We start from the raw sequence: 25,835 nt of genomic DNA on the forward strand, positions 1-25,835 counted from the left end.
TGATCTGCCTTGCGGATGCAAAAGCGGGCGGGATTATAGCCATATCTGACCCTGGCTTCAATGAAAAGTACCTTTAGCCGCGCAATTCATTCGCACGGCGGAAGCGGCCTTCGTAATCAAATACCTTTTCGCGCACGTTCCAGAAGTTGCCGTTCTTACGCGCAACGACAAAATCTGGATGACGAAGAGCGGACTGCTGTGCCACGACATCCGCGGCGTTTATCCAGCGTAACGGCACGCCGGGGGTACGGCTGTGTGGCCGAATAAAGATCTGTTCAAACGCCATTCGCTGGGCGGGTGTTTGCAGGCGGAATCGCTCGCTGACATCCGCGCCATCTTCATCAAAGTAGGTAATCTTTAGCCACTCGCCTTTGTCATCACCGCCATGTTGCAGCGTCATGCCACCACAGCGCAGCACCAGCGCATCTTTTAATTTCAATGCAGCTTTCAACATATCATCAGGATCGACCAAAACCTGGTCGCACTGGTGGCAGCGGCGCGCGGCAATATCATTTTCAGCATTACATTGTGGGCAATTTTTGAAGCGGAAGCGGAAATCGCATTGTTCACGCGTCCCTTCGTCATCTTCAAACCACCCCTGGCAGCGGCGGCCAAAATGTTCAATCAATGTGCCATCGCTGGTGGTTTTGCCCCAGAACGTGTTGGCAAAACCACAGGATGGACAGAATACCTGCACGGGTACATTGTCGCTTTTGCCTTTCGCGGCCCCGACTTCAGGGGTGAATAAATCATGAGGATTACCCGCGTAATCCAGAATCAAACAATCTTTTTTTCCCGGAGCCAGACGCAACCCACGACCCACAATTTGCTGATACAGACTCACGGACTCGGTCGGCCGTAAAATAGCAATCAAATCGACATGAGGAGCGTCAAAACCGGTGGTGAGCACCGAAACGTTGACCAGAAAACGAAATTGCTGGTTCTTAAATGCTTCTATTAACGTATCGCGCGCAGGGCCAGGGGTATCGGCGGTAATCAGTGCCGCATCGGTTGCGGGCAGCAGCGCGGTGACTTCTTTCGCATGTTCAACCGTCGAGGCAAAAATCATTACGCCGCGTCTGTCGGTCGCAAACTCAACAATCTGGCTGATGATGTGCGGCGTTATGCGCTTTTGCTGTTTTAACTCGCGATTAAGATCCGCTTCGCTGAACAAACCGTTAGATTGCGCCTGCAAACGGCTGAAATCGTACTGCACGACGGGCATATCAAGCCGTTCAGGTGGCGTTAAATAGCCGTGCTTAATCATATAGCGCAGTGGGAGTTCATATATGCAGTCACGGAACAGGGCATTTTCGTTACCCCGGACCATGCCGTGATAGTGAAAATGGTAAATCCAGCCTTTCCCAAGACGATAAGGTGTAGCGGTCAATCCGAGCAGACGCAGCTTAGGATTTGCCGTGCGTAAATGGGCAAGGATTTGCTGATACTGGCTGTCGTCGGAGTCGCCGATGCGATGGCATTCGTCAACAATCAGCAAGGAAAACTCACCGTGGAACTGCTCCAGATTGCGCGCCACCGATTGTACGCTGCCAAAAACCACTTTGCCGTGGCTCTCTTTGCGTTGCAGACCCGCTGCAAAAATGTCGGCTTCCAGTCCAAGCGCACAATATTTAGCGTGGTTTTGTGCGACTAACTCTTTGACATGCGCCAGCACCAATACGCGCCCACGTGCCACTCGGGCGAGTTCGGCGATGACCAGACTTTTCCCTGCCCCCGTAGGCAACACAATTACCGCGGGCGTAATGTGTTTGCGGAAATAGTGCAGGGTGGCGTCTACAGCTTCTTGTTGGTAGGGGCGTAAGGTAAAGGGCATCATCACTCAGTCTGAAGAAAAATAACGCGTTCAATTATGCCATGGTAAGCGTTTTACCTTGAGAGAGTTTTTGTTACCGCTATACTGGCAAACTAATTAACAGGCGAACGATTTTTACCACTTGTAAACGGGCTTATGCCCTGTCGGCCATTTCGTGCTGGCACCTCTTTGAAACAGGCAATATTTTAATGCGACTCGATAAATTTATCTCTCAGCAGCTTGGCGTGAGCCGTGCTATTTCTGGCCGTGAAATCCGTGCGAGCCGTGTCACCATTGATGGTGAAGTTGTGCGTGACGCCTCTTTCAAACTGAACCCTGAACATCAGGTTGAGTTTGATGGTCGTTCGTTGACTCAGCAAAATGGCCCTCGCTACTTTATGCTTAATAAGCCGCAGGGGTATGTTTGCTCCACCGAAGACCCGGATCATCCAACCGTGCTGTATTTTCTGGATGAGCCGATGGCGCATAAACTGCACGCTGCCGGGCGTCTGGATATCGACACCACTGGCCTTGTGCTGATGACCGATGATGGCCAATGGTCACACCGTATTACTTCTCCGCGCCATCATTGCGAAAAAACCTATTTAGTCAGCCTTGAGAATCCGATCTCCGATGACACGGCAGAACAATTCGCTGCCGGAGTTCAACTGCATAATGAAAAAGATCTGACGCTGCCTGCGGTACTTGAAGTCATTACCCCGCAGGAAGTCCGTCTGACCATCAGCGAAGGGCGTTATCACCAGGTAAAACGCATGTTCGCGGCCGTGGGCAACCATGTTGTTGGCTTGCACCGTGAACGTATTGGTGCCATTGCCATGGATGCGGATCTCGCGCCGGGTGAATATCGTCCATTGACTGAAGAAGAAATTGCAAGCGTCGGCATGCCGCCACGTTGATTTCAGGAGGATGTGTTGAGCAGTAAGCAAAACTCGTCAATCGGTATTGTGGTGATACTTGGCCTGCTGGCCATGTTGATGCCCTTATCAATAGATATGTATCTGCCAGCGTTACCGGTCATCGCCTCGGAATTTGGCGTGCCAGCAGGCAGCGCGCAAATGACACTAAGTACATATATTCTTGGCTTCGCTATTGGTCAGCTATTTTATGGCCCGATGGCTGATAGTATTGGCCGCAAGCCAGTTGTGCTCGGTGGTACGTTAATCTTTGCGGCAGCGGCGATTGCTTGTGCGCTTTCACAAACCATTGATCACCTGATTGCGATGCGCTTCTTGCATGGTCTTGCTGCGGCTGCCGCAAGTGTCGTTATCAATGCTTTGATGCGTGATATTTATCCAAAAGAAGAGTTTTCACGCATGATGTCGTTTGTCATGCTGATCACGACGATTGCGCCGCTGGTCGCGCCAATGGTCGGTGGGGCGGTGCTGGTGTGGTTTAGCTGGCACGCCATCTTTTGGATTCTGGCGCTGGCCGCACTGCTTGCATCAGCGATGATTTTCTTCCTGATCCATGAAACGCTACCGGTAGAACGGCGGCAGAAGTTTCATTTGCGCACCACGATAGGCAACTTCGCAACACTGTTCCGCCACAAACGTGTGCTGAGCTATATGTTGGCGAGTGGCTTTAGCTTTGCGGCGATGTTCTCATTTTTGAGCGCCGGGCCATTTGTTTACATCGAGCTCAATCATGTCGCGCCGCAGCACTTTGGTTACTACTTTGCGCTTAACATCGTGTTTTTGATCGTGATGACACTGATTAACAGCCGCTTCGTGCGCCGTTTTGGTCCATTGGCGATGTTCCGCTTCGGGTTGTTTGTGCAATTTGCCATGGCAATCTGGCTGGTCGTGAGCACAGGGCTGGGGTTAGGTTTTTGGTCAATGGTGCTGGGCATAGCCGTATTTGTTGGCTGTGTGTCGATGGTGTCGTCAAATGCGATGGCGGTCATTCTTGATGAATTTCCCCATATGGCAGGGACGGCGTCTTCGCTGGCGGGCACGTTCCGCTTTGGTATCGGTGCATTAACCGGTGCGCTGTTATCTATCGCAACTTTTAACTCCGCGTGGCCAATGATTTGGTCGATTGCGGTGTGCGCAACATGCTCCATCGTTTTCTATCTCTACGCCAGCCGCCCCCGACTCGCCACTAATTAATCCTAAAGTGTAAAAACGGGTATCGCCAGATACCCGTTCTTTAATCTAAATCAACGAAAATTCCCTTCGAATGCCTACAATTTGTTTCTCAAATGTAAACGCATCAACAACAAAAAGTCATATTCTTGTAGTTAAAAAGGTTGAGTTAGATCGAAGAAAGCGTTACATATAGCGCCGAAACGTGTGCAGCACCACAAAAGTAAAACGTTAAAAATGAAATGGTAGACAAATAATTACAACGGATGTAGGCGGTTTTCAGTTGTGTTTACACACAAATCATCAACATTGTGTTAACCTTCATGTAAATCGTTTGTGAAAATATTTTGAGTTTTTCCAGGGGAATACCATAGTGAATACGTTACAACTTTCCATCGTTCATCGTTTACCGCACAGGTATCGTTGGCTGGCGGGTTTTGCAGGCTCCAGAGTTGAACCGATTCCGCAAAATGGGCCGAATGCTGAAAATTGCTTGATTGGTCTAAAATTGCTGAGCGACACCAGCGATGCCGCATGGCCGACGATGCACAAGCTAAGCCTGGCCTTGCGAGATATTGAAGTGGATTGTTCTGTTGTGGAATGTGAAGGCGAGCCGTGCTTGTTCGTCAATCGCCAGGATGAACTTGCCGCAACGTGCCGACTGAAAAATTTTGGCGTTGCCATTGCGGAGTCTTTCTCCAGCGCGAATCCTTTTTGACGGTAAAACCTGCGTGTCAGGCAAGCGCAAGTAACTGGCGTGTGTATTCCGCCTGAGGTGCAGCGAAAATCTGCTGACATGCCCCTTGCTCGACCACTTCTCCCTGCCGCAGTACCACAATCTGATGGCACAACGACTTCACCACGCGAAGATCATGGCTGATAAAAATGTAGGCCAACTGATGCTTTTCTTGTAACGATTTCAGCAATGCCAGAATTTGCGCTTGCACTGAACGGTCAAGAGATGACGTCGGCTCATCCAGAATAATCAATTCCGGTTGTAGAATGAGTGCACGGGCTATAGCGATGCGCTGTCTTTGCCCGCCTGAAAATTCAGCCGGATAGCGGTGCATTGTTTGCGGATCTAACCCCACTTCTTGCATAGCGACGATCACTTTCTGCTCACGTTCAGCCGAACTTAACGCAGGCTGATGGACGCGCAAACCCTCTTCAATGATCTGCAAAACATCGAGCCGCGGATTGAGCGACGAATTGGGGTCCTGGAAGACCACTTGTATACGGTTTCGCAGCGGCAGCAGTTTTTTGCGATTAAGGTCATGCAACGGTTTACCGTCAAACCAAATCTCTCCGCTGGAGTGAATAAGACGTAACAGCGCAAGCCCCGTCGTACTTTTCCCCGAACCTGACTCCCCAACCAGCCCGATGCTTTCACCCGCACGCAGCGAAAAACTCAGATTTTTTATCCCATAGTGGTAACCCACCGTTTTCCTCAGTAGCCCGCGGCGAATCGGGAAAGCGACCTGTAAATCATGAACCGTTAATAGCGGCGCGTTGGTTTCATCGACCGGGCGCGGAGTCCCCGCTGGTTCTGCTGCCAACAATTGTTGGGTATAAGGGTGCTGCGGTGCAGCTAACAATAGGGTTGTCGAATTCTGTTCAACGCATTTTCCGTTACGCATCACGGCAACGTTATCAGCCAGCTTTTTGACGATATTCAGGTTATGAGTGATAAAGAGCAGGCCCATATTCAGCTCTTGTTTGAGTTCTTTCAGCAATTGCAGGATCTGCGCCTGAACCGTGACATCCAATGCTGTTGTGGGCTCGTCGGCAATCAGTAATTCCGGGCGCGTCAGCAACGCCATGGCAATCATCACGCGTTGGCGCTCTCCCCCAGAAAGCTGATGCGGGAAGTCAGTCAAACGGCTCGCCGCGTTGCGAATACCTACCCTGTCAAGACAGGTCAGCATTTCAGCGCGAGCGGCTTCCCGACGCATCCCCCGATGGAGCGATAACACTTCGTAAAGCTGCTTTTCGATATTGTGCAGTGGATTAAGCGAAACCATCGGTTCCTGAAAAATCATGGCAATTTTATTACCACGCACGCTGCGCAGCGTGCGTTCAGGCGCATGCAACAATTCCTGGCCTTTAAAAAAAATCTCCCCTGACGGATAAATCACCGGCGGAGCAGGCAACAAACGCAGCACTGATAGCGCAGTAACACTTTTCCCGGAACCCGATTCCCCGACTAACGCCAGCGTTTCACCGGCATTCACTTCAAGGGATAAATCGTCCACCACTTGCCGGACGATATTACCGCTACGGAAGGCGACAGACAGATGATTGATGGACAGCAATGGAGTTGTCATCTCAGTACACCTTGCTTGGGTCGAAGGCGTCACGCACGGCTTCGCCAATAAAAATGAGGAGTGTCAGTAAGATGGCCAGCGAGAGGAACGCGGTGATGCCAAGCCACGGAGCCTGAAGATTATTTTTGCCTTGCAACAGCAATTCACCCAGTGACGGTGAGCCGAGTGGTAAGCCGAAACCGAGGAAATCCAGCGAGGTAAGGGTGGTAATCGAACCGCAAAGAATAAAGGGCAAAAATGTCAGCGTAGCGACCATGGCGTTGGGGAGCATATGGCGGATAATTATCGACCCGTCACTCACGCCCATTGCCTGGGCTGCCCGAATGTAATCGAAGTTGCGAGTACGCAAAAACTCAGCGCGCACCACGCCGACCAGACCCATCCAGCCAAACAGAACCGTAATACCGAGTAGCCACCAGAAATTCGGCTGGATGACGCTTGAAAGAAGAATGATGAGAAAGAGTGTCGGCATCCCCGACCACACTTCAATAAAACGCTGGCCCCACAAATCCACTCGTCCGCCGTAATAACCTTGTACTGCGCCGGCCAGTATTCCAATGACGCTGGATAAAATCGTCAACATCAGGCCGAACAGAATGGAAATACGCGTGCCATACAAAATCCGCGCCAGCACATCACCGCCGTTGGCATCAGTCCCAAGCCAGTTTTGACTGCTCGGGGGGGAAGGGAAGGGGACAGTGGTGGCAAAGTTAATTGCATTGTAGCCAAAGCGGATCGGTGCCCACACCACCCATCCTTTTTGGTTCAGGCGTTCTGCAAGCCATGGATCCTGATAATCCGCAGGTGTCGCCAGAGGGCCACCAAAATCACTTTCGCTGTAATTGGCAATAAACGGGAAATAGAGACGTTCCTGATAATGCACGACCAACGGGCGATCGTTTGCAATCAGTTCTGAACCCAGAGTGAGTAAAAAAAGAATGGCGAAAATCCACAACGACCAATAGCCGCGTTTATTATGCCGAAACCGTGCCCAGCGGGCTTGATTAACAGGACTTAAATGGCTCATCCACGGCCCTCGAAATCAATACGTGGGTCAACCAGCGTATAAGTAATGTCGCTCAGAATATTCAGCAGCAAGCCAATCAGGGTGAAAATGTACAAGGTCCCAAACATCACCGGATAGTCGCGGGAAAGGGTCGAGTCATATCCCAGCAAGCCCAGTCCGTTTAGCGAGAACATCACTTCGATAAGCAACGAGCCGGTAAAAAACATACTGATGAACGTGGCAGGAAAACCGGCGATCACTAACAGCATTGCGTTGCGGAACACATGGCGATAGAGAATTTTACGTTCATCCAACCCTTTGGCTCGCGCAGTGACCACGTATTGCTTGCGAATTTCATCCAGAAACGAGTTTTTGGTCAACATCGTCAAGGTCGCAAAGCCCCCGACCACGGTTGCCAACACCGGCAATGTAATGTGCCAGAGATAATCCATGATCTTGCCGTACCACGGCAGGGTATCGAAATTCGTCGATACCAGGCCACGCAGCGGGAACCAGTCCAGATAACTGCCGCCAGCAAACAACACAATCAGCAAGATAGCGAACAAGAATGCAGGGATCGCGTAGCCAATGATAATAAACGTGCTGCTCCAGACATCAAAAGCACTGCCATTGCTGACGGCTTTTCGGATACCGAGCGGGATCGACACCATGTAGATAATTAAGGTGCTCCACAAACCAATTGAGATAGACACCGGCAAGCTATCTTTAATCAGATGCAGAACGGAAGCGCTGCGGAATAGGCTGTCGCCAAAATCAAAACGCAGATAATCCCCGAGCATTTTGAAGTAGCGTTCATGAATCGGTTTATCGAAACCGTAGCGGTGAGTGATTTCTGCAATGACTTCCGGGTCAAGGCCACGAGCGCCGCGGTACTGGCTGTCGCCAACATTTCCGACACCGACTCGGGCATGACCGCTTCCCATAGAGTCCGTCGCCAAACCGGGGACTCCAGAACCATGGCCAAATTGAATCGCCGCGATCGCCTGATCTACAGGGCCACCAGGTGCAATCTGTACGATGAAAAAATTGATGGTGATAATTGCCCATAGTGTCGGGATTATCAGCAGCAAACGACGTAACAGATAGCTTCCCATAGATACCCTTAACGCCGGTTTGCCGGTAATTGAGCGGCTTTGTTGACGTCATACCACCAGGTGTCAAAGCCTGAGGTGTATAACGGATGAATGGCCGGTTTGGAGAATTTACTCCACCAGGCGAAGCGGTCTGCTGCCATGTACCACATCGGAATCATGTAATTATTCCATGTCAGTACCCGGTCTAGCGCGCGCCCCAATGGTAGCAGTTTTTGTTTGTCACCCTGATGAGCCACAATTTGAGAAATCAGTTTATCGACCACCGGGCTTTTCACTCCCGGCGCATTGTAAGTCGAGTCGACGTATTCCGAAGCCCACGAAATTTGCACATCCGCACTGGGATAAGGCATGGCGCTGTACAGTGTTGGCATCATGTCGTAATCGCGAGAACGCAGGCGGTTGGTAAGCTGCGAGTTATCCACCTGGCGAACCTCCATCGTGATACCCAGCCGTTGCAAATTATGCTGGAACGGTAAAACCCACTGTGTGTTGCCATTGGAGCCAATCAATAACTCGAAACTTAACGGTTTACCTGTTTTAACATTGACGAGTTTTTGGTCTTTTAGTTCCCACCCCGCCTCTTTCAACAAGTTCAGGGCTTTGAGCAGATTGTTACGGTCAAAACCATCCCCGCGCGATTTTGGTGGGTTGTAGATAGTGGTAAATACCTCTGGTGGTAAATCTTTCTTCATGGGGGCCAGAATAGTCAGCTCATCAGCATTTGGATAATCTCGCGCGGCATATTCCGTGTTCTGGAAATAACTGTTTGCCCGATTGTATGCGCCATAAAACAGCGCTTTGTTCATCCATTCAAAATCAAACGCCAGGCCAATCGCTTCACGAACTTTTCGGTCCTCAAAGATAGGGCGTTGGATGTTAAACGCCAGCCAGCGCGTGTCCTGAGCGGCATCGTTGGGTTGCTCTTCTTTTACAATGAAACGATTCGCAAAGTTCTTTCCGGTATAACGCGTCGCCCAGTTCTTTGCGCTGACTTCGAGACGATAATCGTAGGCTCCGGCCTTAAAGGCTTCAAAAGCGACATTGTCATCGAGATAGTAATCGTAACGGATAGAATCAAAATTCCAGCGGCCACGGTTTACCGGCAAATTGGCAGCCCAATAGTCACTGACCCGAGAGTAAGTAATGTACTGGCCCATGCGCCATGCCGTTATTTTATACGGACCGCTGGCTGGAGGAGGTGCAGACAGTGGGTCGCTGAGCTTATGATCTTTCCAGAATTTTTCAGGAAATACCGGAAGCGAGAATAACCCTAACATCCGTTCTTTACTGGGTTCTGCCAGTTCGATACGCACCGTTAAAGGCGAGATGCTTCGCACCTTTGCACCTTTATAAACCAGGCGAAACTGCGGCACGCCTTCAGTCATGAATTTATTAAAAGTGAAAGCGACATCACTGGCTTTGATGGGCGTCCCATCATGAAAACGGGCACGCGGATTAATTTCGATTTCAGCCCAGGCAAAATTGCCAGGGTAGCGCGCCATTTCGCCGATCAGTGGGTAATAGCTGCCTGGCTCATCATCTGAGGTGGTAAAAAGCGTGTCATACAATGCTTCGGTGCGTACACCAGGATTGCCACGTAGTGCATAACGGTTGAAGTTATCAAAGGTGCCAATCGCCGACAGTGTGATGTTCCCACCCTTTGGTGCCGCCGGGTTGACGTAATCAAACTGCGTGAAGTTGACGGCGTATTTAGGTTCACCTAAAACGGCAAAGGAATAGCTTTCCTTGATGTTTTCAGCCTGACTTGACGCAGCAATCAGGCAAAGGCTCAGTAGGGCGAGGGTGCGGGAAAACATCGTATAGGTCATTCCTTGTCAGGGAGGAGATTACCTTATTGTTTCATCCCGAAACAATATCAATATCCAGGTAACGTACCACCGCATTATAACGTCATGATGGTAAATCATAAGTTAAGCACGTGATACTTCAAGCTGCATCTTTGCAGGCAGTGGATATTGGTTGTCAGACAGAGAAATTAACGGCGGATAACCAACTCATCGTAATCTTTTTGCTGGTTTTCCCATTCCTGCAATTGCACAAGAGTCAGAGGGCGGGCGAAATAGTAACCCTGTAAATAATTCACGCCCTGGTCAATCAACCATTTGGCTTGCTCGCGGGTTTCAACGCCTTCCGCAACGGTGGTCATGCTGAGTTTGCGTGCCAGCGTAAGCACGGCATCGAGCACCGGAGAGGTGACGGTCTCTAAGCCAATCGAGTTAACAAAGCCACGATCAATCTTGAGATAGTCCAGCTTAAAGCGTTCGAGATAGATAAGCGCACTGTGCCCGGTACCAAAGTCATCGACAGCAATTTCATACCCTTGCTCATGCATCCAGGAGAACAGGCAACTGGCTTCGTTTTCCTTAATCATATCGCGTTCGGTAATTTCAAAAATGAGCTGGAAATGATGGGGTGACAACGAGGCGGCAAAAGCTTGAATATCTTCTTTGAAAGTTGGGGAGTGCAAATGGCTGGGCGCCAGGTTAACACCAAGTCGTGCACCAGGCGGTAAAACATGCTGGAGCTTTTTGGCATCACGCGCAATCAGTTCAAACAAGTGGCGGGTGAGGGGAACAATCAACTGCTGGGCTTCTGCAAAGGCGATAAACGCATCCGGAGGAATAGGGCCAGCAATAGGATGATTCCAACGCATCAACACTTCGACACCAGACATTTTTAGCTCTTTGGCATTCACTACCGGTTGATACACCACATAGAACTGCCCGCGTTTAATACCGGTCAGGATCTCTTTGCCTGAGCGTAAGCGCACTGTCAAAAAATAGGCGCACAATGCGCCGCAGAGAATGCCGAAAACTAAACCCGTAAGAATGGAAATTTGAATGTCTTCCACAGGCCAGGTTTCACCGTACAGTTCTATCTTAATGGGATAACCCGGAATAGAGATGACGCGAGTAGGGTGAGTGGGGAGCTCTGACACGTTCATCACGTTGTTGGATATCGTTGTTAGCGCTTTATCGCCCGCGATAATGGCCATCGACACCCGATCATTCTGGCGTGTGGTGAATAATAAATAGGGGGTGAGATTGACATTCAGGGTGGTGAATATTCCCCGGCCTTCCATTACGGGATTTTTGAACCACGCGGCAATAGTCGGCTTACCTGGCACCATCGGCGTGCCTTGCATAATAGTCAGGTCGATATTTTCATTGATGTTGATATCAGGCACCAACTGGTCCATGCCCATCAACATGCTTCCGGTTGCTGATGAGCAGTAGGCTTCATCGTTACGGACTAATACAAAGGCGCGGATATTGGCATTAAAGGCGGCACGCGAAGTCAGTTCACTTGAGACTTGATGGCAATCAGAGAGAGTTAACGGTTGAATGCTGGTGACTGTGGACTCAAGCTCATCGAAAAAGGCATTGAGATAAGTTCGTACGTCTTCAGTGAGTGTGTCATAACCCGTCTCACGCTTACTGTGCAATGCCAGGCTGGTCATACCACCAATCAGTAGCGCGGCAAGACATCCCGCCAAAATACTGAAGGTGACTATTTGCCGTACTGAGGTAAAGTAGCGTGAAAATATATTTTTAGAAAACATGGATAACGGGTTCCTGCAAGCGCAAGAGACTGGTTGTTTATTTGTATTTTTTTGGACTATAACTCAAAAACTGTCATTGAGTCATAAAGTTTCGAACGAAAGTTATAATCATTTGGGAATCGTTTATTTATTGCACTTAATGAAATTCAGGCAATAAAAAACGCTGTATAAAACAGCGTTTCTTGTCTCGTCGAAGTGTTGTCTTGCAAACAGCCAAGGGAGTAACTGTTTGCAAGAACCGCATTAACTGCGGCTCAGTACGCGTCGTGCTTCGTTATAGCGCTTCTTCCAGTACGGCTCGTCCATGCTTGAAATCGTCACACCACTGCTGGTGGAAGCATGCACAAACTGATTATTGCCGATATAAATACCAACATGTCGACCGGTTGAACCTGCGCGGAACAGAACTAAATCGCCAGTACGTAATTTATTACGTGAAATCGATTTACCTGAATCCTGTTGTTCAGAAGTTGAACGAGGCAACTCTAAACCAAATTGTTCGCGGAATGTACGCTGCACGAATGCAGAACAATCAATACCGCTTTTATTGCTGCCACCAAGGCGATAACGAACGCCTTTCCAGCTTGCATATTGATCCATGAGACGTGATTTCACATCTACATTACGGACCATCTCTTCGAATTCATCCTGAGAAGCTTGCAGTAAAAAACCATCTTTATTGCCGACTGCATGCGTCTCAGAATGCATATTTGCGGTGTTTGTCGAACTACATGCTGACAGCATCACTGCCACAGCAACGGCGGGAATTACCCGCAAGATATATCTCAAAATAGGCTGAGATGTGACCATTATGTTTGTTATCCCTTGATGTCCTTAACGATAAATATCGTTATACAAAATGCCAACGTGACGAGACTAATTACCTGAGCGCCATGAAACAATTGCTTATGCACAAAACTGTGGTATGACGCACAAATTTATTCACACTGCGAATGATTTGGCTTTAAGCACAAAACGTATTCGAGGGTACCCTATCAGCACTGGCGTGGCGAGAGGTTTTATCTGATTTTTTATAAGAAATTGTGATGTTAAGGAATGATAAGAAATATTGCGTATTTGTTAAACGAAATTGCTGCTTAAATGTGCAAATGCTTCTTTTGTCTGGAGAAGCGGAAAGGTTAAATATTAGACGGTTTTGGTGAGGGAATGAAAAATCACCAGAGATCATTCCGTTCTCTGATGATTAAAATTTAATCGTGTTTATCAGATGTTAATCATTTGCTTTGTGCAGTTGAGGTAAATAGCGGTCCAGGAGGTTAATTAACCCGTCACTTATTGTGGTTAAAAGCACCCATGGTAAGCAAACAAGCGCAATAGAGAGTGAACCGACAAAAATATCAGTAAACCAATGTGCGCCTATCATCATGCGCGGCATCATGAAAATCAGAAAAATAATAACGGCAATGGCGAACGCTTTTTTGCCGAAATATCGCAGCATGAAGCCGGTGTAAATCAGCAGCATTAATCCATGGTCGCCAGGAAAACTGTCTTTAGACGCATCCTTTGTCGGGAAATGCAGCAGTTCGCTGACCCGATAAATATCGGTGAAATACAGCGTAGGGCTGACGTGAGATTCCGGAATCAGATGGCCGAGTTGATTAATAATAATTGCGCAAAATAACATCACGATGCCCATGATAACCATACGGCGGCGACCGGCTGCTGACTCTTTGCGCCAGTAGAAGAAAAACAGCGAACCCATAGCTAATAACGAAATGCCATCGAACACCCGATTATTGGTCACAGCGACAAGTACCAGGAAGGCATGGCTCTTAACCAGTTCACGGTTAAAGAAATGGAAGATGTTGGAATCAATAACGAACCAATAGCCGTGTCCTGAAGGCAGATACCAGCTAAAAAAGAGAGCAAATCCCAGTGCGTTCAGCACCAGGATAAGAGGAAATCGAATAGTATTCATACAATATCACGAGATTTTTTAACAAAGGGCGAAAGGGTAGGCTTACAAACTTAAACGTAACTTCAACAACGATGATTGCAACGTATTCCAGTCAACTTCACCGCTATGGATCAACTCAATACGGCTATCTGGCGGCGCAACATTTTGTGTTTCGATATGGAAATCAAGACCCTGACGATTAATTCGTACTAAGCCTTCCGGAATACGCAGGACACCTTTAACGCGGTCGACTGGGGCAAGCCTGGCCCATTCCAGAATCCCAACGGTGTCAAAGACTGTGTCTGCATCAAATATCCAGCCGCAACCGACATAGCCCTGGCCACTATTAATGCTGCGTCTCCAGCGTTGATGCTCGGGCAGACTTAATGCAGCAAGCCCCTTAGATACGGCGTGACTATGATTATGATCGGGGCTGGAAGGCAGTTCTCGGTGATTTTGACGCGGTTTATCGAGGAGGCTGCTGTCGATGTTGCCGTTATGAGCGGGAATAATTTCACGACCCGCCGCTTCGCGCTGTTGCCATTCGGCCAATGCACGGCGGCTTTCATCGCTGGCACGGTCTTCTTTGTTCGCAATGATAATATCGGCCGCGGCGAGCTGATCGCGGAAATTATCATTATTCACAACCCGTTCATCAAGTAACTGGCGCGGGTCGAGCAAACAAATCGTGGCGTTGAGTTCTATCCACGGTTGGTAAACCTCGGCAGTCAGCATGTCGAGAATTTGTTTAGGATGACCCAGACCGGTAGGTTCGATGAGCAAGCGGTCGGGTTTACCCTGGCGCAGAAGCGTGTTTAGGCCAACTTGCATCGGCAGCCCATTCACACAACACATACAGCCGCCGGGGATTTCTTTCAATAATGCACCACTGTCAGCGAATAACGCGCCGTCGATACCGACTTCACCAAATTCATTGACCAGCACCGCCCATTTTTCATGCTCGGGTTTATTGGCCAGCAAATGTAAAATGGTGGTGGTTTTTCCGCTACCGAGAAAACCGGTAATCAGGTTGGTTTTAGTCACAGGCGCTCCGGACAGGTTAAGTGAACCTTACGTGAATGATTATCACAATCCTGAACAACATTTGCGAGAAAAGGAAGCCTGAGTGGGCATCACATCCTTGTGAAGCACGCTTAAAGGCATTGATTGTTAAATTAACCGACCCGTTTAGCGACGGCTGCGCGTGCGCCATTGCTACATAATTCGTTCCATGCGGCACAGATGTTTTCGACAAATTGTTCATCAGCAGGCAGGTCGCTACCGAAGATTTCTTGCAGGCTGAGCAAAGCGTGAACACGTTCTTCAGGAGTGCTGCCTTCAACCAGCGTTTTTATCTTCCCGGCCAACGGATCGCGAATATCAATCTCGTTGCCAGCGTCATCGGTGCCGCTGACATAGCGCATCCATCCGGCAATACCCAATGCCAGGCATGGCCATTCGTCACCTTGTTGCAGGTGCCAGCGTACACTTTCCAACATGCGCTGTGGTAGCTTCTGGCTACCATCCATCGCGATTTGCCAGGTTCGGTGTTTTAGCGCTGGATTTTCGAAACGCTCAAGTAAGTTATGCGCATACCGCTGCAAATCAACGCCCGTAACGCGTAGTGTTGGCGCTTGTTCGTGCATCATTAAACGATGCGCGGCCAGGCGGAAATTGTCATCAGCCATGCAATCATTGACATGCTGATAGCCCGCGAGGTAGCCGAGATACGCGAGGAAGGAGTGGCTACCGTTGAGCATGCGCAGCTTCATCTGTTCCCACGGCATCACGTCGTCGACCATTTCAACGCCCACTTCTTCCCATGCCGGACGGCCAGCAACAAAGTTATCTTCAATAACCCATTGGATAAATGGTTCACCTGAAATCGCACACGGATCTTCGACGCCTAATGTTTCAGTGATTTCGCGCAAAGATTCTGGCGTTGCAGCAGGGACAATTCTGTCAACCATAGTGCTAGGGAAGGTCACGTGCTCTCGGATCCAGTCGGCCAATTCCTGGCTGCGGGTTTCTGCCATGCCAATCACCGCATTGCGTACCACATGGCCGTTGTCAGGAATGTTGTCGCATGAAAGCACGGTAAAGGGACGTAATCCTCGTTCGCGGCGGCGATTGAGGGCTTCAACCAAAATACCGGGCGCTGAATGTGGCGCGGTGGGATGCTGTAGATCGTGAATAATCCGTTCATTATTGCTGTCGAGTTTTCCGGTCGCGGGGTCGATGCAATAACCCTTTTCGGTCACGGTCAGGGAAACAATCGCCACCTGCGGCTCGCAGAATTTCTCGATAATGGCTTCCAGGCCATCGAGTTTTGCATTCAGACATTCGTTAACTGCACCAACAACAATCGCCTGATTACCCTCGCGGCCTTTTTCCAGCACGGTATAGAGGTGGTCCTGGTCTCGCAACGCACTCATCAACTTGTCGCCGCTAAACAGACTTATTTCACAAATGCCCCAATCACCCCCCAATTTATTGAGCACCCGATCGGTCAACAATGCCTGGTGCGCGCGGTGAAACGCCCCAAAGCCAAAATGGACGATGCGGGTTTTTAACGCCAGGCGATCATAGCGTGGTTGCTGAACATCGGCAGGGAGCGTGACCGAAGCAATTGTATTCATAAATGTAAATCCTGATTAACGAATTGGTAACATTGCGCAGTCTAAAGTTATATGACAGCAAATTAAATTGGTGTGCCGTCTTTATCCATTTAATGTGAGCTGGATCAACCAATGTAACCGCAAAATTTGACCGAAAAGAAGAATTCAGTATGGTAGTAGTCAATGTGGTAAAAAGAATTGGTATGACAACTTAACTGAGGAACTGTCGATGGAACAAACATGGCGTTGGTACGGCCCAAAAGACCCGGTATCTCTGGATGATGTGCGTCAGGCGGGCGCGACCGGTGTCGTTACTGCTCTGCATCACATCCCAAATGGTGAAGTGTGGCCAGTTGCTGACATTAAAGAGCGTCAAGCCGTGTTGGCAGCGAAAGGACTGACCTGGTCAGTAGTAGAAAGTATTCCGGTTCATGAAGAAATTAAAACTCACACCGGTGAATACGATAAGCATATCGCTAACTACCAGCAAAGCATTCGTAACCTGGCAGAATGTGGCATCGACACCGTGTGCTACAACTTCATGCCAATTCTGGACTGGACGCGTACCGATCTTGAGTACGAATTGCCAGATGGTTCAAAAGCGTTGCGCTTTGACCAGATTGCTTTTGCAGCATTTGAATTGCACATCCTCAAGCGCAAAGGCGCTGAGGCAGATTACAGCGAAGAAGAACAGCGTCAGGCGCTGGACTACTTCAGCAACATGTCAGATGCCGAAAAAGAAAAACTGACGCGCAATATCATTGCCGGTTTGCCGGGCGCGGAAGAGGGGTACACCCTGGACCAGTTCCGTGCACGCCTTGCTGAATACGACGGTATCAATAAAGAACAACTGCGTGAGAACATGGCGTATTTCTTGCGTGCGATTGTTGCGGTAGCGGAAGAAGTCGGTGTACGTCTGGCGGTTCACCCGGACGATCCACCGCGTACTATCCTCGGTCTGCCACGCATCGTATCGACAATTGAAGATATGCAATGGCTGAAAGAAACCGTTGATAGCATTCATAACGGCTTCACCATGTGTACCGGTTCTTATGGCGTTCGCGCGGACAACGACCTGGTGCGTATGATTGAAACTTTCGGGGATCGTATTCACTTCACCCATCTGCGTGCAACGTGCCGCGAAGATAACCCGAAAACCTTCCATGAAGGCGCGCACCTGCAAGGTGACGTAAACATGGTTGCGGTGGTAAAAGCGATTCTGACGGAAGAACAGCGCCGTAAAAACAGCGGTGATGTACGTCCAATTCCGATGCGTCCGGATCACGGCCACCAGATGCTTGACGATCTGCACAAGAAAACCAACCCTGGTTATTCAGCGATTGGTCGCCTGAAAGGTCTGGCTGAAGTGCGCGGTGTAGAGCTGGCTCTGAAACAGACGTTATTCCCGGATTTGCTGAAGTAGTTTGAAACCAGGCGGGTGTGCACAACATCACCCGCCTGGTGCAATACTTTGTAGTAAATGTCTATTTACCTTCAATGCTAGTGCCAGCAGCATCTTTCACTTTGGTGACTTGTTCAACGTGTCCATTTGCATATTTAAACCGTAAATAATCATCAATAACAATGATCGAATTGGCTTTACCCCATGAGACCCAGGTGATACGTGAGGGGCCATAATCGGCATAAAATTCATTGGAAATAACAGGTTTGCCGCTAGTTAAGTCAAGAATAACCTTCATAGAGCAATGTGCTACAACTTTATTGGAATAACACGCATCATCTGATGTGTACGAAATGGTAGCTTTTGTCATTAGATATTTTTTTTCTTTAAAAATACCATCGCTATCACTTTCACCTACAACCATATAATCAGCTTTTGCTTTATATATCTCTTTGCCGTTAAGCGTCAGATATGAATAATCATCACCTGAGTGAGATTTTGTTATCTGTTCAAGTGGTCCCGTTATTGTGTTAATGCAATTTGAAGCATCAGGATTGCAATCGGCAAATCCTGTAATAGTGTACAAAAATAAAGATATTGTTAATAAGTGCTTCTTCATGATAACTCCAGTGTTAAATTATTTCCAATAACATCAACTCAGTCTACATCTCCCTGCTTTTGGGAGGGGCATAAATAGCCAAAAGTTTGATAGCATAGTTAATATATTTCATTAGTCATCCTCTGTGGGCGTGGTTATAACGCCCACAGATTTCATACCACTCAGTAATTAAAGCCTATTTCCCTTCACTGCTAGTGCCAGCAGCATCTTTCACTTTAGTGACCTGTTCAACGTGTCCATTTGCATATTTAAACCGTAAATAATCATCAATAACAATGATCGAATTGGCTTTACCCCATGAGACCCAGGTGATATGTGAGGGACCATAATCGGCATAAAATTCATTGGAAATAACAGGTTTGCCGCTAGTTAAGTCAAGAACAACATTCATTGAGCAATGTCCTACGATCTTATTTGAATAACACGCATCATCTGACACATAAGAAATGGTAGCTTTAGTTATGAGGTATTTTTTATTTTTAAAAACACCATCACTACCACCTGTATCTATAACCATATAATCAGCTTTAGCCTTATATATCTCTCTTCCGTTCAGGAGTATGTGGGAATAATCATCACCTGAATCCTCTCGATCTTTTAGCTCAATAAGACCCAATGTTGTTTTTTCACATGTTTGATATTTAGAATTACACGCTGCAATGCTAACGGTGGAATAAGTTAGTGATGCGATTATTATTAATAAAAACCTGTTCATAATTGTATCCAATTTAAATTTCATCTAAAATTTTTTCTAGTTTCACATCTTTTAGTTGAGGCGATTTGGTTAGTTCAGGACAGAAATAACCAAAAAGATTAATGTTGTAGTCTATATATTCTATTAACCATTTTCTGTGGGCTTTGACATAACACCCTTCTTCTGTACACCTTGCAGCAGCAGATCTCCTCCCCACCTGAGCTTTCAATAATTTGGTAGCTTTCTCTTCTGAGATCTTGTTTTTGATAAATAACATGGCATCACCTAATCCCAGATGATGAGTCAAATAAATGAGTTTGGATTTTTCTGCATCGTTGAGGCCATCAATGTTATAACCCGCATTTTTCAGGGAGGCTAAGTTTGCCACGCCATAATCCACGGCGGCCATAATCGCATATTCGGGTTTGAACCGGAGATTCAGCCATTGTTGTACAGCCGACGTGGCTCCACGAGGATAGGGCGTTTTACCTGTAATGAAGCGTTGCCTGATGAGTTCGTTTAAGTTTTTCCAGACATCAGGAGCGACCTCAAACTTCTTTTCATATTTAATTTCGCCGTGGCGATTTCTTCGTTCAACTCCGTTTCTGTCTAATGCTGGCTTATCCGCAATCAACCCTTGCGCATTCGCTTGTTCATAGAGATAAGTGCCTTCCCTGAAGGTTTCAGACATCCATGAACCATTTAAAAACTGTGTCATGCCCGCTGCAGAGCTTTTATAAACAGTTTCCAGGGCTGTTGTGTTCCCAGAGTCAATACAGACTGAAGTCGGTTTCCATACGCCACCGGTATATTTTGCTGCTTCAGCACTGATTACCGCAGCAATACACTGTGGAATAATACCGCTGCGCTCGGATGCCGCAATAATCTGATTCCAGTAAATGACATTCTTGAGTAGCATCAGGTCATATTTATTAGGACAAGTATGGCTTATATGAATTCTGGGGCCACCCTGTGCATCTCGACCTGTATTCACTTTGTTAATTTCTGTGCTGTCATTTCCGACATGACCTGCTGGCCCTGTTAACGCCATGCTTTTTCCTTTTACCCTGACTTTGGGACTGGAAAGAATAATATCCAGCGTCCCGAATAGCGGTGTAAAACTGGCGACTTCTTTTATCTTTCCAGTTGCGCTGGAAACAAAGACTTTCAACTCGGTTTCAGCTCTGATGGTGAAATCTTCTATTTTCCCCATTCCATCAGTGATGGATTCATACACATCGCCCAGTGCTGATACCACTTTAACTTTCAAACCCGCAATGGGCTTCTCAATTAAGTCCTCAAAAGAAAATGACAATGTGCATTGATCGCTGCCTTGTTCATCTCCGGCTTCAGGGTACGCATAGTGCTTAGGTGGGATCTTTATTGTCTGCCCTGGGTAAATCAATGCTGGATTTGTTATTCCATTAAAAGAAGCCAGCTCATCAACTGAACAGTGATGTTCTTTCGCTATTTTCCCAAGCGTGTCTCCCTGATGAACAATGACGCTCTCTTCTTCAGGCGATAATGACCATATGTCGTCGAGAGGCACGGGCTTATTTACCTGATCAATATAACATTTCCAGTCTGCTGACCATCCCAGCAAGCCGTCGTAGTCTTTCGGCTTATCATGTGGTTTATCAAAAATTGGCGTTTTTTGAGAAGTCATTCCATTTCTCCTTCAATAAGCAGTTTGTACACAAGCTCAGTACTCTGAATACCATCAACGCCTTTCAGCGAAGCAAGCATGTTATTCAACTCTGGCGGTAAGTCAGGTGGTTCAGATTCCTCAGGGGGTTGTGGTGGAGGCTGATTTTCATCGTGTGGAGACGTTGACGTATTTTCGTCTTCATCCGCCAGCTCTTTCAGCACCGATGGCTTCAGTGTCTGTACGGGCGTTCCCGGGCTGCCACCGCCATTCAGGTTGATTTTCAGCCCCATGATGTCCACGCCACCCGCATGTATCGCGACAAACGACGCTCCCATCTTCAGGGTGATTTTACTGTTGCTCTCCAGCACGACAGCCCCCTGTACCTTTATTCCCAGCGCACCGGCAATCTTCTGCGCCAGATCCCCCTTCACTTCAAGACTGTGTTTCCCTTCCACCAGGCTGATGTGATCGCCGCTGGTTTTGTGGTGCTGATTGCCGTCCACCGTGACTTTCCGGTCATTTGCCACATACAGCCCGTCGTCGTGACTGATGTTGGCGCTGCGGTCGTTTGTCACTTTCAGCGTCTGGTCGTTGCCGACGTTCACCTTCCGGTCATTTGCTACTGTGATTTTCTGGTCATACCCACCCGCATTCTCTTTTCCCACTGTGACTGTCTGCCCCAGCCCCACGGTGATTGTCTGGTTATTGCCGATGGTTTCGGTGTGATCGACTTTCACATCGGTAGTGCGATTGTTCAGCACTTCCGTATCCATGTTCTTTTGTGCATGGATATAGACCTGCTCCTTGCCGGTTGCGTCATCGAATTTCAGCTCGTTAAACCCGCTGCCTTTGTAGGTTTTCGACCGTATCGTCATCTGGGTTTTGGTGCCCGGCAGGTCGCCTGGTGAACGGTTGTCTTCGTGATAGGCCCGCCCCATCACGATGGGCTGGTCGGGGTCACCATGGAGAAAATCAACAATCACTTCCTGGCCGACGCGCGGAATGGCGAGGTTGCCGAATCCCGTGCCTGCCCACGCCTGGGAAACGCGTACCCAGCAGGAGCTGTCTTCGGTGGTGCCGTGATAACGGTCCCAGATGAATTTGGCCCGAATGCGTCCGTACTCATCGCAGAAGATTTCTTCGCCTGGCGGGCCGGTGACGACCGCGCTCTGCAGGCCATCCACTTTTGGCTTCGGCAGGGGCGTAGAGCGCCAGGTGCGGTCGGCGGGTATCACTTCAAACTGGTTGCTGAGTGTGGTTCCACGACGCTGGCTGCCATGCAACGCCTGTGGTTGCTCTCCCACAAGCAGGCTGCGAACCACCTGCCATTTGCGGTTCATATTTTCCTGCGGATGTCTGGTCAGCGTAAAGCACACACCGGGCCACAGTTTTGGCGTATTGGCCGAGCCGCTGGCTTTTTCTGCATCATTGCGCAGGCCTTCCATCCGGTAGCGGGTAAAATCGTTGCCGTGCTGTTCGTCTTTATAACGCCCCGGATAATTAAAGATTTTATATTGCGAACGCTGGCCGTTGAGATGTCTGGCATCGTGGTCATAGAGACCCGGCCAGTCGGGTATTTTAAAGGTGTAGTCCCGGCTTAATACCGATGAGGGGCTAATGCAGGCTTCATAGCGAAACACGCTGATACACTCACCGGTGACTTCGCGGGTGTTCGGGTTAAATGGTAGAGGGTTTTCAGCCCGGGCCAGGCCAGCCTTATCATCGCACAGCGTTAATGTCTGGCTCGCGCCGTCCGGGGAGTGCTTGTCGAAGAAGAAAATCCCCTCTTCAGCCCATAGACGTGACAAAAATGCCAGGTCGCTTTCCCCGTACTGGACACAGAACTCGCGATCGGCATGGTCTTCATAAAACCAGGGCTGCCAGTCAGTGATGCCGTTTTCCTGCAGCAGGAGCGCTGAAATAGTCTGAATATCCTGCTGCTGGAAAATACGGAAGTTCTGGCGCAGGCCTGCACGCCATAGGGGAGGATGGATAGTGAAACGGTATAACATCTGCCAGCCGGTGTTTTCTTTCATGCCGAAGGTGGTGATTACACCCGTGACATAACGCTGCGGCGTATCGCCCTGCCAGATGGTCAGCGTGGCGTTCTTCTCCAGCACTCTCTCCGCAGTCAGCCGGAAAACGTCGCTGGCGACATCCACCTCCAGCACAAACGGAACGGAATAACACTGCTGAAGCTGGAAATGCACGACGGCGAAGGTATTTTTCTCCGCACCATCCACGTCCAGTGTGAAACGTAATCCCTGTAAAGACATGTCGATCTCCTTCTCGTTGAGTGACGACAAGGAATAATCCGTTTCTGTGTTTGTTTTTTTGATGCAGATTACTTTTTTTAAGTAAACTCACAGTAAAAGCATTAAATATCAAATGGTTAATTTGTTTTGTGAATGTGTGTTCTAAACAGATTTAACAGATGGATGGGTATTTAAGCCGCCATGACGGCGGAGGCATAAGAGGGTGCGATTAAACCGAGCAGGTCACTGAGAAGTGACAAAAAAGAAAACGGCTCCCTGTAGTGGAAGCCGTTGGAATATAGGGAATGTTTGCGTCTTATTAGTCTGCGCGACCCATAGAACGTTTTTCAGCGATATGAATACGGATCTTCTCACCCGTAACCATATATTCTGGAACCTGAATCACAAGCCCTGTAGACATGGTTGCAGGTTTGGTGCGAGAGCTTGCTGACGCGCCTTTGATGCCAGGTGCGGTTTCAATGATTTCTAAATCCACAGTCTGTGGCAATTCCAGCGCCAGCAATTGTCCATCCCAGGTCAGAACCTGCATGTCAGGCATGCCACCTTCAGGAATGAATTGCAGCTCTTCTTCAATCTGATCTTTGGTGAAGATATACGGGGTGTAATCTTCTTTATCCATGAACACGTATTCGTTGCCATCGATGTAAGAGAAATCAACGTAACGGCGGGTCAGAGTAATGGTGTCGACGATATCGTCGCCTTTGAAGCGCTCTTCAACTTTCTGGCCAGTACGGACATCAGAAAAACGCATTTTGTAAAGCGTTGCTGCGCCACGTGCGCTGGGTGCCTGAATATCAATATCTTTAACAATCAGCAGCTTGCCGTTGTAATTCAGTACCATACCTTTTTTGACTTCGTTAGCTCTTGCCATCGATGTTTCCTGTAAAAAATTGAGGGGCGAAAATATTGCGTCAAATTACTCGCGGGGCGCAGTTCAGGCAAGCAGATTATGTAGTAAAGCCGCGTTGCTACTGCTACAGTCCAGATCCTTGTCAGCCCACCGGAGCATTGCAGATGGACTGTCGTCCCGATTGCGGCGCATGTTGCACCGCGCCTTCCGTATCCAGCCCAATCCCCGGCATGCCCAATGGCAAACCGGCCAATACGTCATGCGTTCAGCTTGGTACCGACATGCGTTGTAAAATCTTCCTTTCACCGCTAAGACCCAAGGTCTGTGCAAGCCTGCAAGCCTCGCGTGAAATGTGTGGCACGACGCGCCAACAAGCCATGGATTACCTGATTTATCTCGAAGCGGCGACCGCCCCTTAGATGTCTTTGATTTTCACCATGCAATAAGCGGTGATGGCTATCATTCCTAACGCGATATAAAACACGGTGTGGTAATTCCAGATTTCAGCCACGACACCGGCCATCGACCCCGCGATAATCCAACCGACACGCGTGGTATTGGTATACAGCGTGGTTGCTGCTCCAGCCTGGCCTGGCATTAAATCCTGAAAATAGAGCATGCCGATACCCGCCAAAATACCGATGAAAATCGCGTTCAGCAGTTGCAACCCCAGCAGCATGATCTCGTTGTGCAGCGTCAGCATCCCAATGTAGAACATCAGACCCGCAACTGCCGCAATACGCATCAGGAAACGCTTACCGAAGCGTTTGGCGTAGTAACCGGCGATCAGCATGGTGGGTATCTCAAGGCCAGCAGCCGTCCCCATCATCACGCCCGCCAGTTTCTCCGGCAGATGTAATTCATGAATGATGTAGAGCGGCATATTAATGATATAGAGACTGTTACAGCCCCACATCATGGTGCAGGCGACAAACAACATCAGAGCGTCACGGCGATTGCGGCGGGGAGCCTCAAGGGTGGTTGTTTTCGTCACCACCTCTTTTCGCATCGAGGGTAACAACATCCGCACCATTACACTGCAAACCACAAACGCCAGCGCGGCACTAAGGTACATCGTGGTAAAACCAAAACCTAACGCAAGGGCGTAAGCGATAGGTGGGCCAATCACCCAGGCAAGTGATACCTGCGCACGCAGAATCGAGCTGAACATGACGGCCTCGCGACCGGTACGGTCGGCGTGTTCACGCGCCAGGGCAAACATTTGCGGGTTAGCGGTTGATCCAAAACTGCTGAGAAAAACTCCGACGAACAGCAACACAAAATAGTTGCGATTCCAGGCAAATAGCACGCAAGCGAGCGCGCCTAACAAGCAGCAGACAAAAATGAGTGCTTTCCGATCGCCTTTCCGGTCAGAGCGACCCGCAAGAAACTGGCTGACAGCAATGCCAATGATTGCGCTGCCGGTGAAAAAGAAACCCACCATTGCTGGACGAACATGAACTTCTTCGGTCAGAAACAGGCTCAGCGTTGGAGTTTGTAATGCACCTGCAATCCCGGTTAGAAAAGCGACAATCAAAAAGGCGGAAGACGTTAAATCAAGGGGCTTACGGGTTGCTGCTATGGGGGAGTTTTGCATGCTCTCGGCGTCGCTAATCAATGAACGCGCGGAGTTTACGCGCCTTGTTAGTAAATAAACAGTTGATCAAATCAAAGGCGGCACGAAAAGCCTCTTCGGATCTCCATCGCGGTGGGGGACTGCCGTTTAGCTTTTTATGAAACTGCCGCCATACTTAGTAAAAGAGAAAACGGTTCAATAGACGAATCCGCTTTAACTCGTTCAGCTTTTACATCCTGGTTTGAGTGAAATGTGCGGAAGCTCTAAATTTCAGTAACGAAACATCAA

The 25,835-nt window shown here is 48.7% G+C and carries 21 protein-coding genes; 5 read left to right on the forward strand and 16 right to left on the reverse strand.

Going from position 1 to position 25,835, the window contains the following annotated elements; genetic code table 11:
* Nucleotides 1-73 precede the first annotated feature (73 nt).
* A complete protein-coding gene (locus OH773_RS06830) occupies nt 74-1,834 on the reverse strand; it encodes a DEAD/DEAH box helicase (protein WP_270145712.1) in 1,761 nt (586 codons plus the stop codon).
* 188 nt (nt 1,835-2,022) lie between these two features.
* Here OH773_RS06830 and rsuA point away from each other — a divergent pair, with 188 nt between their 5' ends.
* From rsuA to OH773_RS06845, 3 genes are all read left to right on the forward strand, one after another.
* Nucleotides 2,023-2,730 (forward strand): 16S rRNA pseudouridine(516) synthase RsuA, encoded by a 708-nt coding sequence (rsuA, locus tag OH773_RS06835; RefSeq protein WP_270144200.1) that lies wholly within the window; start codon nt 2,023-2,025, stop codon nt 2,728-2,730.
* A 15-nt stretch (nt 2,731-2,745) separates the two neighbouring features.
* Nucleotides 2,746-3,942 carry a Bcr/CflA family multidrug efflux MFS transporter gene (locus OH773_RS06840; protein WP_270144201.1) on the forward strand — a complete coding sequence of 399 codons (1,197 nt, stop codon included), beginning with the start codon at nt 2,746-2,748 and terminating at the stop codon, nt 3,940-3,942.
* A 349-nt stretch (nt 3,943-4,291) separates the two neighbouring features.
* Nucleotides 4,292-4,636, forward strand: coding sequence for a YejG family protein (locus OH773_RS06845; RefSeq protein ID WP_183269960.1), 345 nt, complete (start codon nt 4,292-4,294; stop codon nt 4,634-4,636).
* A 16-nt stretch (nt 4,637-4,652) separates the two neighbouring features.
* Here OH773_RS06845 and yejF read toward each other — a convergent pair whose 3' ends face one another.
* The 9 genes from yejF to OH773_RS06890 all read right to left on the reverse strand — a co-directional run bounded on the left by yejF (nt 4,653) and on the right by OH773_RS06890 (nt 16,503).
* Nucleotides 4,653-6,242: a microcin C ABC transporter ATP-binding protein YejF gene (yejF, locus tag OH773_RS06850; protein ID WP_270144203.1), complete on the reverse strand. Its 1,590-nt coding sequence runs from the start codon at nt 6,240-6,242 to the stop codon at nt 4,653-4,655.
* Nucleotide 6,243: 1 nt separating this feature from the next.
* The gene (locus OH773_RS06855; protein ID WP_270144205.1) at nt 6,244-7,269 is read right to left on the reverse strand and encodes a microcin C ABC transporter permease; all 1,026 of its coding nucleotides are present in this window, start codon (nt 7,267-7,269) and stop codon (nt 6,244-6,246) included.
* Nucleotides 7,266-8,363 carry a microcin C ABC transporter permease YejB gene (locus OH773_RS06860; protein ID WP_270144207.1) on the reverse strand — a complete coding sequence of 366 codons (1,098 nt, stop codon included), beginning with the start codon at nt 8,361-8,363 and terminating at the stop codon, nt 7,266-7,268. The genes OH773_RS06855 and OH773_RS06860 overlap by 4 nt, the downstream gene beginning before the upstream one ends.
* Nucleotides 8,364-8,371: 8 nt before the next feature.
* A complete protein-coding gene (locus OH773_RS06865; RefSeq protein ID WP_270144209.1) occupies nt 8,372-10,180 on the reverse strand; it encodes an extracellular solute-binding protein in 1,809 nt (602 codons plus the stop codon).
* Between the two features lie 179 nt (nt 10,181-10,359).
* Nucleotides 10,360-11,946: a cyclic di-GMP phosphodiesterase gene (locus tag OH773_RS06870; protein WP_270144211.1), complete on the reverse strand. Its 1,587-nt coding sequence runs from the start codon at nt 11,944-11,946 to the stop codon at nt 10,360-10,362.
* A gap of 243 nt (nt 11,947-12,189) precedes the next feature.
* Nucleotides 12,190-12,756 (reverse strand): bifunctional murein DD-endopeptidase/murein LD-carboxypeptidase, encoded by a 567-nt coding sequence (mepS, locus tag OH773_RS06875; RefSeq protein WP_183269953.1) that lies wholly within the window; start codon nt 12,754-12,756, stop codon nt 12,190-12,192.
* 421 nt (nt 12,757-13,177) lie between these two features.
* On the reverse strand, nt 13,178-13,885 hold the full coding sequence (locus OH773_RS06880) for a phosphatase PAP2 family protein (protein ID WP_270144214.1): 708 nt from the start codon (nt 13,883-13,885) through the stop codon (nt 13,178-13,180).
* Between the two features lie 42 nt (nt 13,886-13,927).
* A complete protein-coding gene (locus OH773_RS06885; protein WP_270144216.1) occupies nt 13,928-14,908 on the reverse strand; it encodes a CobW family GTP-binding protein in 981 nt (326 codons plus the stop codon).
* Between the two features lie 131 nt (nt 14,909-15,039).
* Entirely contained in the window at nt 15,040-16,503 is a 1,464-nt protein-coding gene (locus tag OH773_RS06890; RefSeq protein ID WP_270144218.1) for a mannitol dehydrogenase family protein, read from the reverse strand.
* Nucleotides 16,504-16,711: 208 nt separating this feature from the next.
* Between OH773_RS06890 and uxuA the strand changes: the two genes are divergently transcribed.
* Nucleotides 16,712-17,905, forward strand: coding sequence for a mannonate dehydratase (uxuA, locus tag OH773_RS06895; RefSeq protein ID WP_270144220.1), 1,194 nt, complete (start codon nt 16,712-16,714; stop codon nt 17,903-17,905).
* Between the two features lie 61 nt (nt 17,906-17,966).
* Here the strand turns inward: uxuA and OH773_RS06900 are convergent, their stop codons facing one another.
* From OH773_RS06900 to yeiP, 5 genes are all read right to left on the reverse strand, one after another.
* Nucleotides 17,967-18,503, reverse strand: coding sequence for a hypothetical protein (locus OH773_RS06900; protein ID WP_270144222.1), 537 nt, complete (start codon nt 18,501-18,503; stop codon nt 17,967-17,969).
* A gap of 175 nt (nt 18,504-18,678) precedes the next feature.
* Nucleotides 18,679-19,218 carry a hypothetical protein gene (locus OH773_RS06905; protein ID WP_270144224.1) on the reverse strand — a complete coding sequence of 180 codons (540 nt, stop codon included), beginning with the start codon at nt 19,216-19,218 and terminating at the stop codon, nt 18,679-18,681.
* A 13-nt stretch (nt 19,219-19,231) separates the two neighbouring features.
* The gene (locus tag OH773_RS06910) at nt 19,232-20,863 is read right to left on the reverse strand and encodes a LysM peptidoglycan-binding domain-containing protein (protein WP_270144226.1); all 1,632 of its coding nucleotides are present in this window, start codon (nt 20,861-20,863) and stop codon (nt 19,232-19,234) included.
* A complete protein-coding gene (gene tssI, locus OH773_RS06915; RefSeq protein ID WP_270144228.1) occupies nt 20,860-23,121 on the reverse strand; it encodes a type VI secretion system tip protein TssI/VgrG in 2,262 nt (753 codons plus the stop codon). The genes OH773_RS06910 and tssI overlap by 4 nt, the downstream gene beginning before the upstream one ends.
* A 298-nt stretch (nt 23,122-23,419) precedes the next feature.
* Nucleotides 23,420-23,992: an elongation factor P-like protein YeiP gene (gene yeiP / locus OH773_RS06920; protein ID WP_183269948.1), complete on the reverse strand. Its 573-nt coding sequence runs from the start codon at nt 23,990-23,992 to the stop codon at nt 23,420-23,422.
* Nucleotides 23,993-24,135: 143 nt separating this feature from the next.
* Here yeiP and OH773_RS06925 point away from each other — a divergent pair, with 143 nt between their 5' ends.
* Nucleotides 24,136-24,390, forward strand: coding sequence for a YkgJ family cysteine cluster protein (locus OH773_RS06925; protein WP_183269947.1), 255 nt, complete (start codon nt 24,136-24,138; stop codon nt 24,388-24,390).
* On the opposite strand, the gene setB is transcribed toward OH773_RS06925, so the two are convergent.
* Nucleotides 24,387-25,568, reverse strand: a complete 1,182-nt coding sequence (gene setB, locus OH773_RS06930) for a sugar efflux transporter SetB (RefSeq protein WP_270144231.1) — start codon at nt 25,566-25,568, stop codon at nt 24,387-24,389. The two genes, OH773_RS06925 and setB, sit on opposite strands and share 4 nt — an antisense overlap.
* Nucleotides 25,569-25,835: the final 267 nt, after the last annotated feature.

Source organism: Buttiauxella sp. WJP83 (genome assembly GCF_027594725.1).
Taxonomy (GTDB): domain Bacteria; phylum Pseudomonadota; class Gammaproteobacteria; order Enterobacterales; family Enterobacteriaceae; genus Buttiauxella; species Buttiauxella selenatireducens.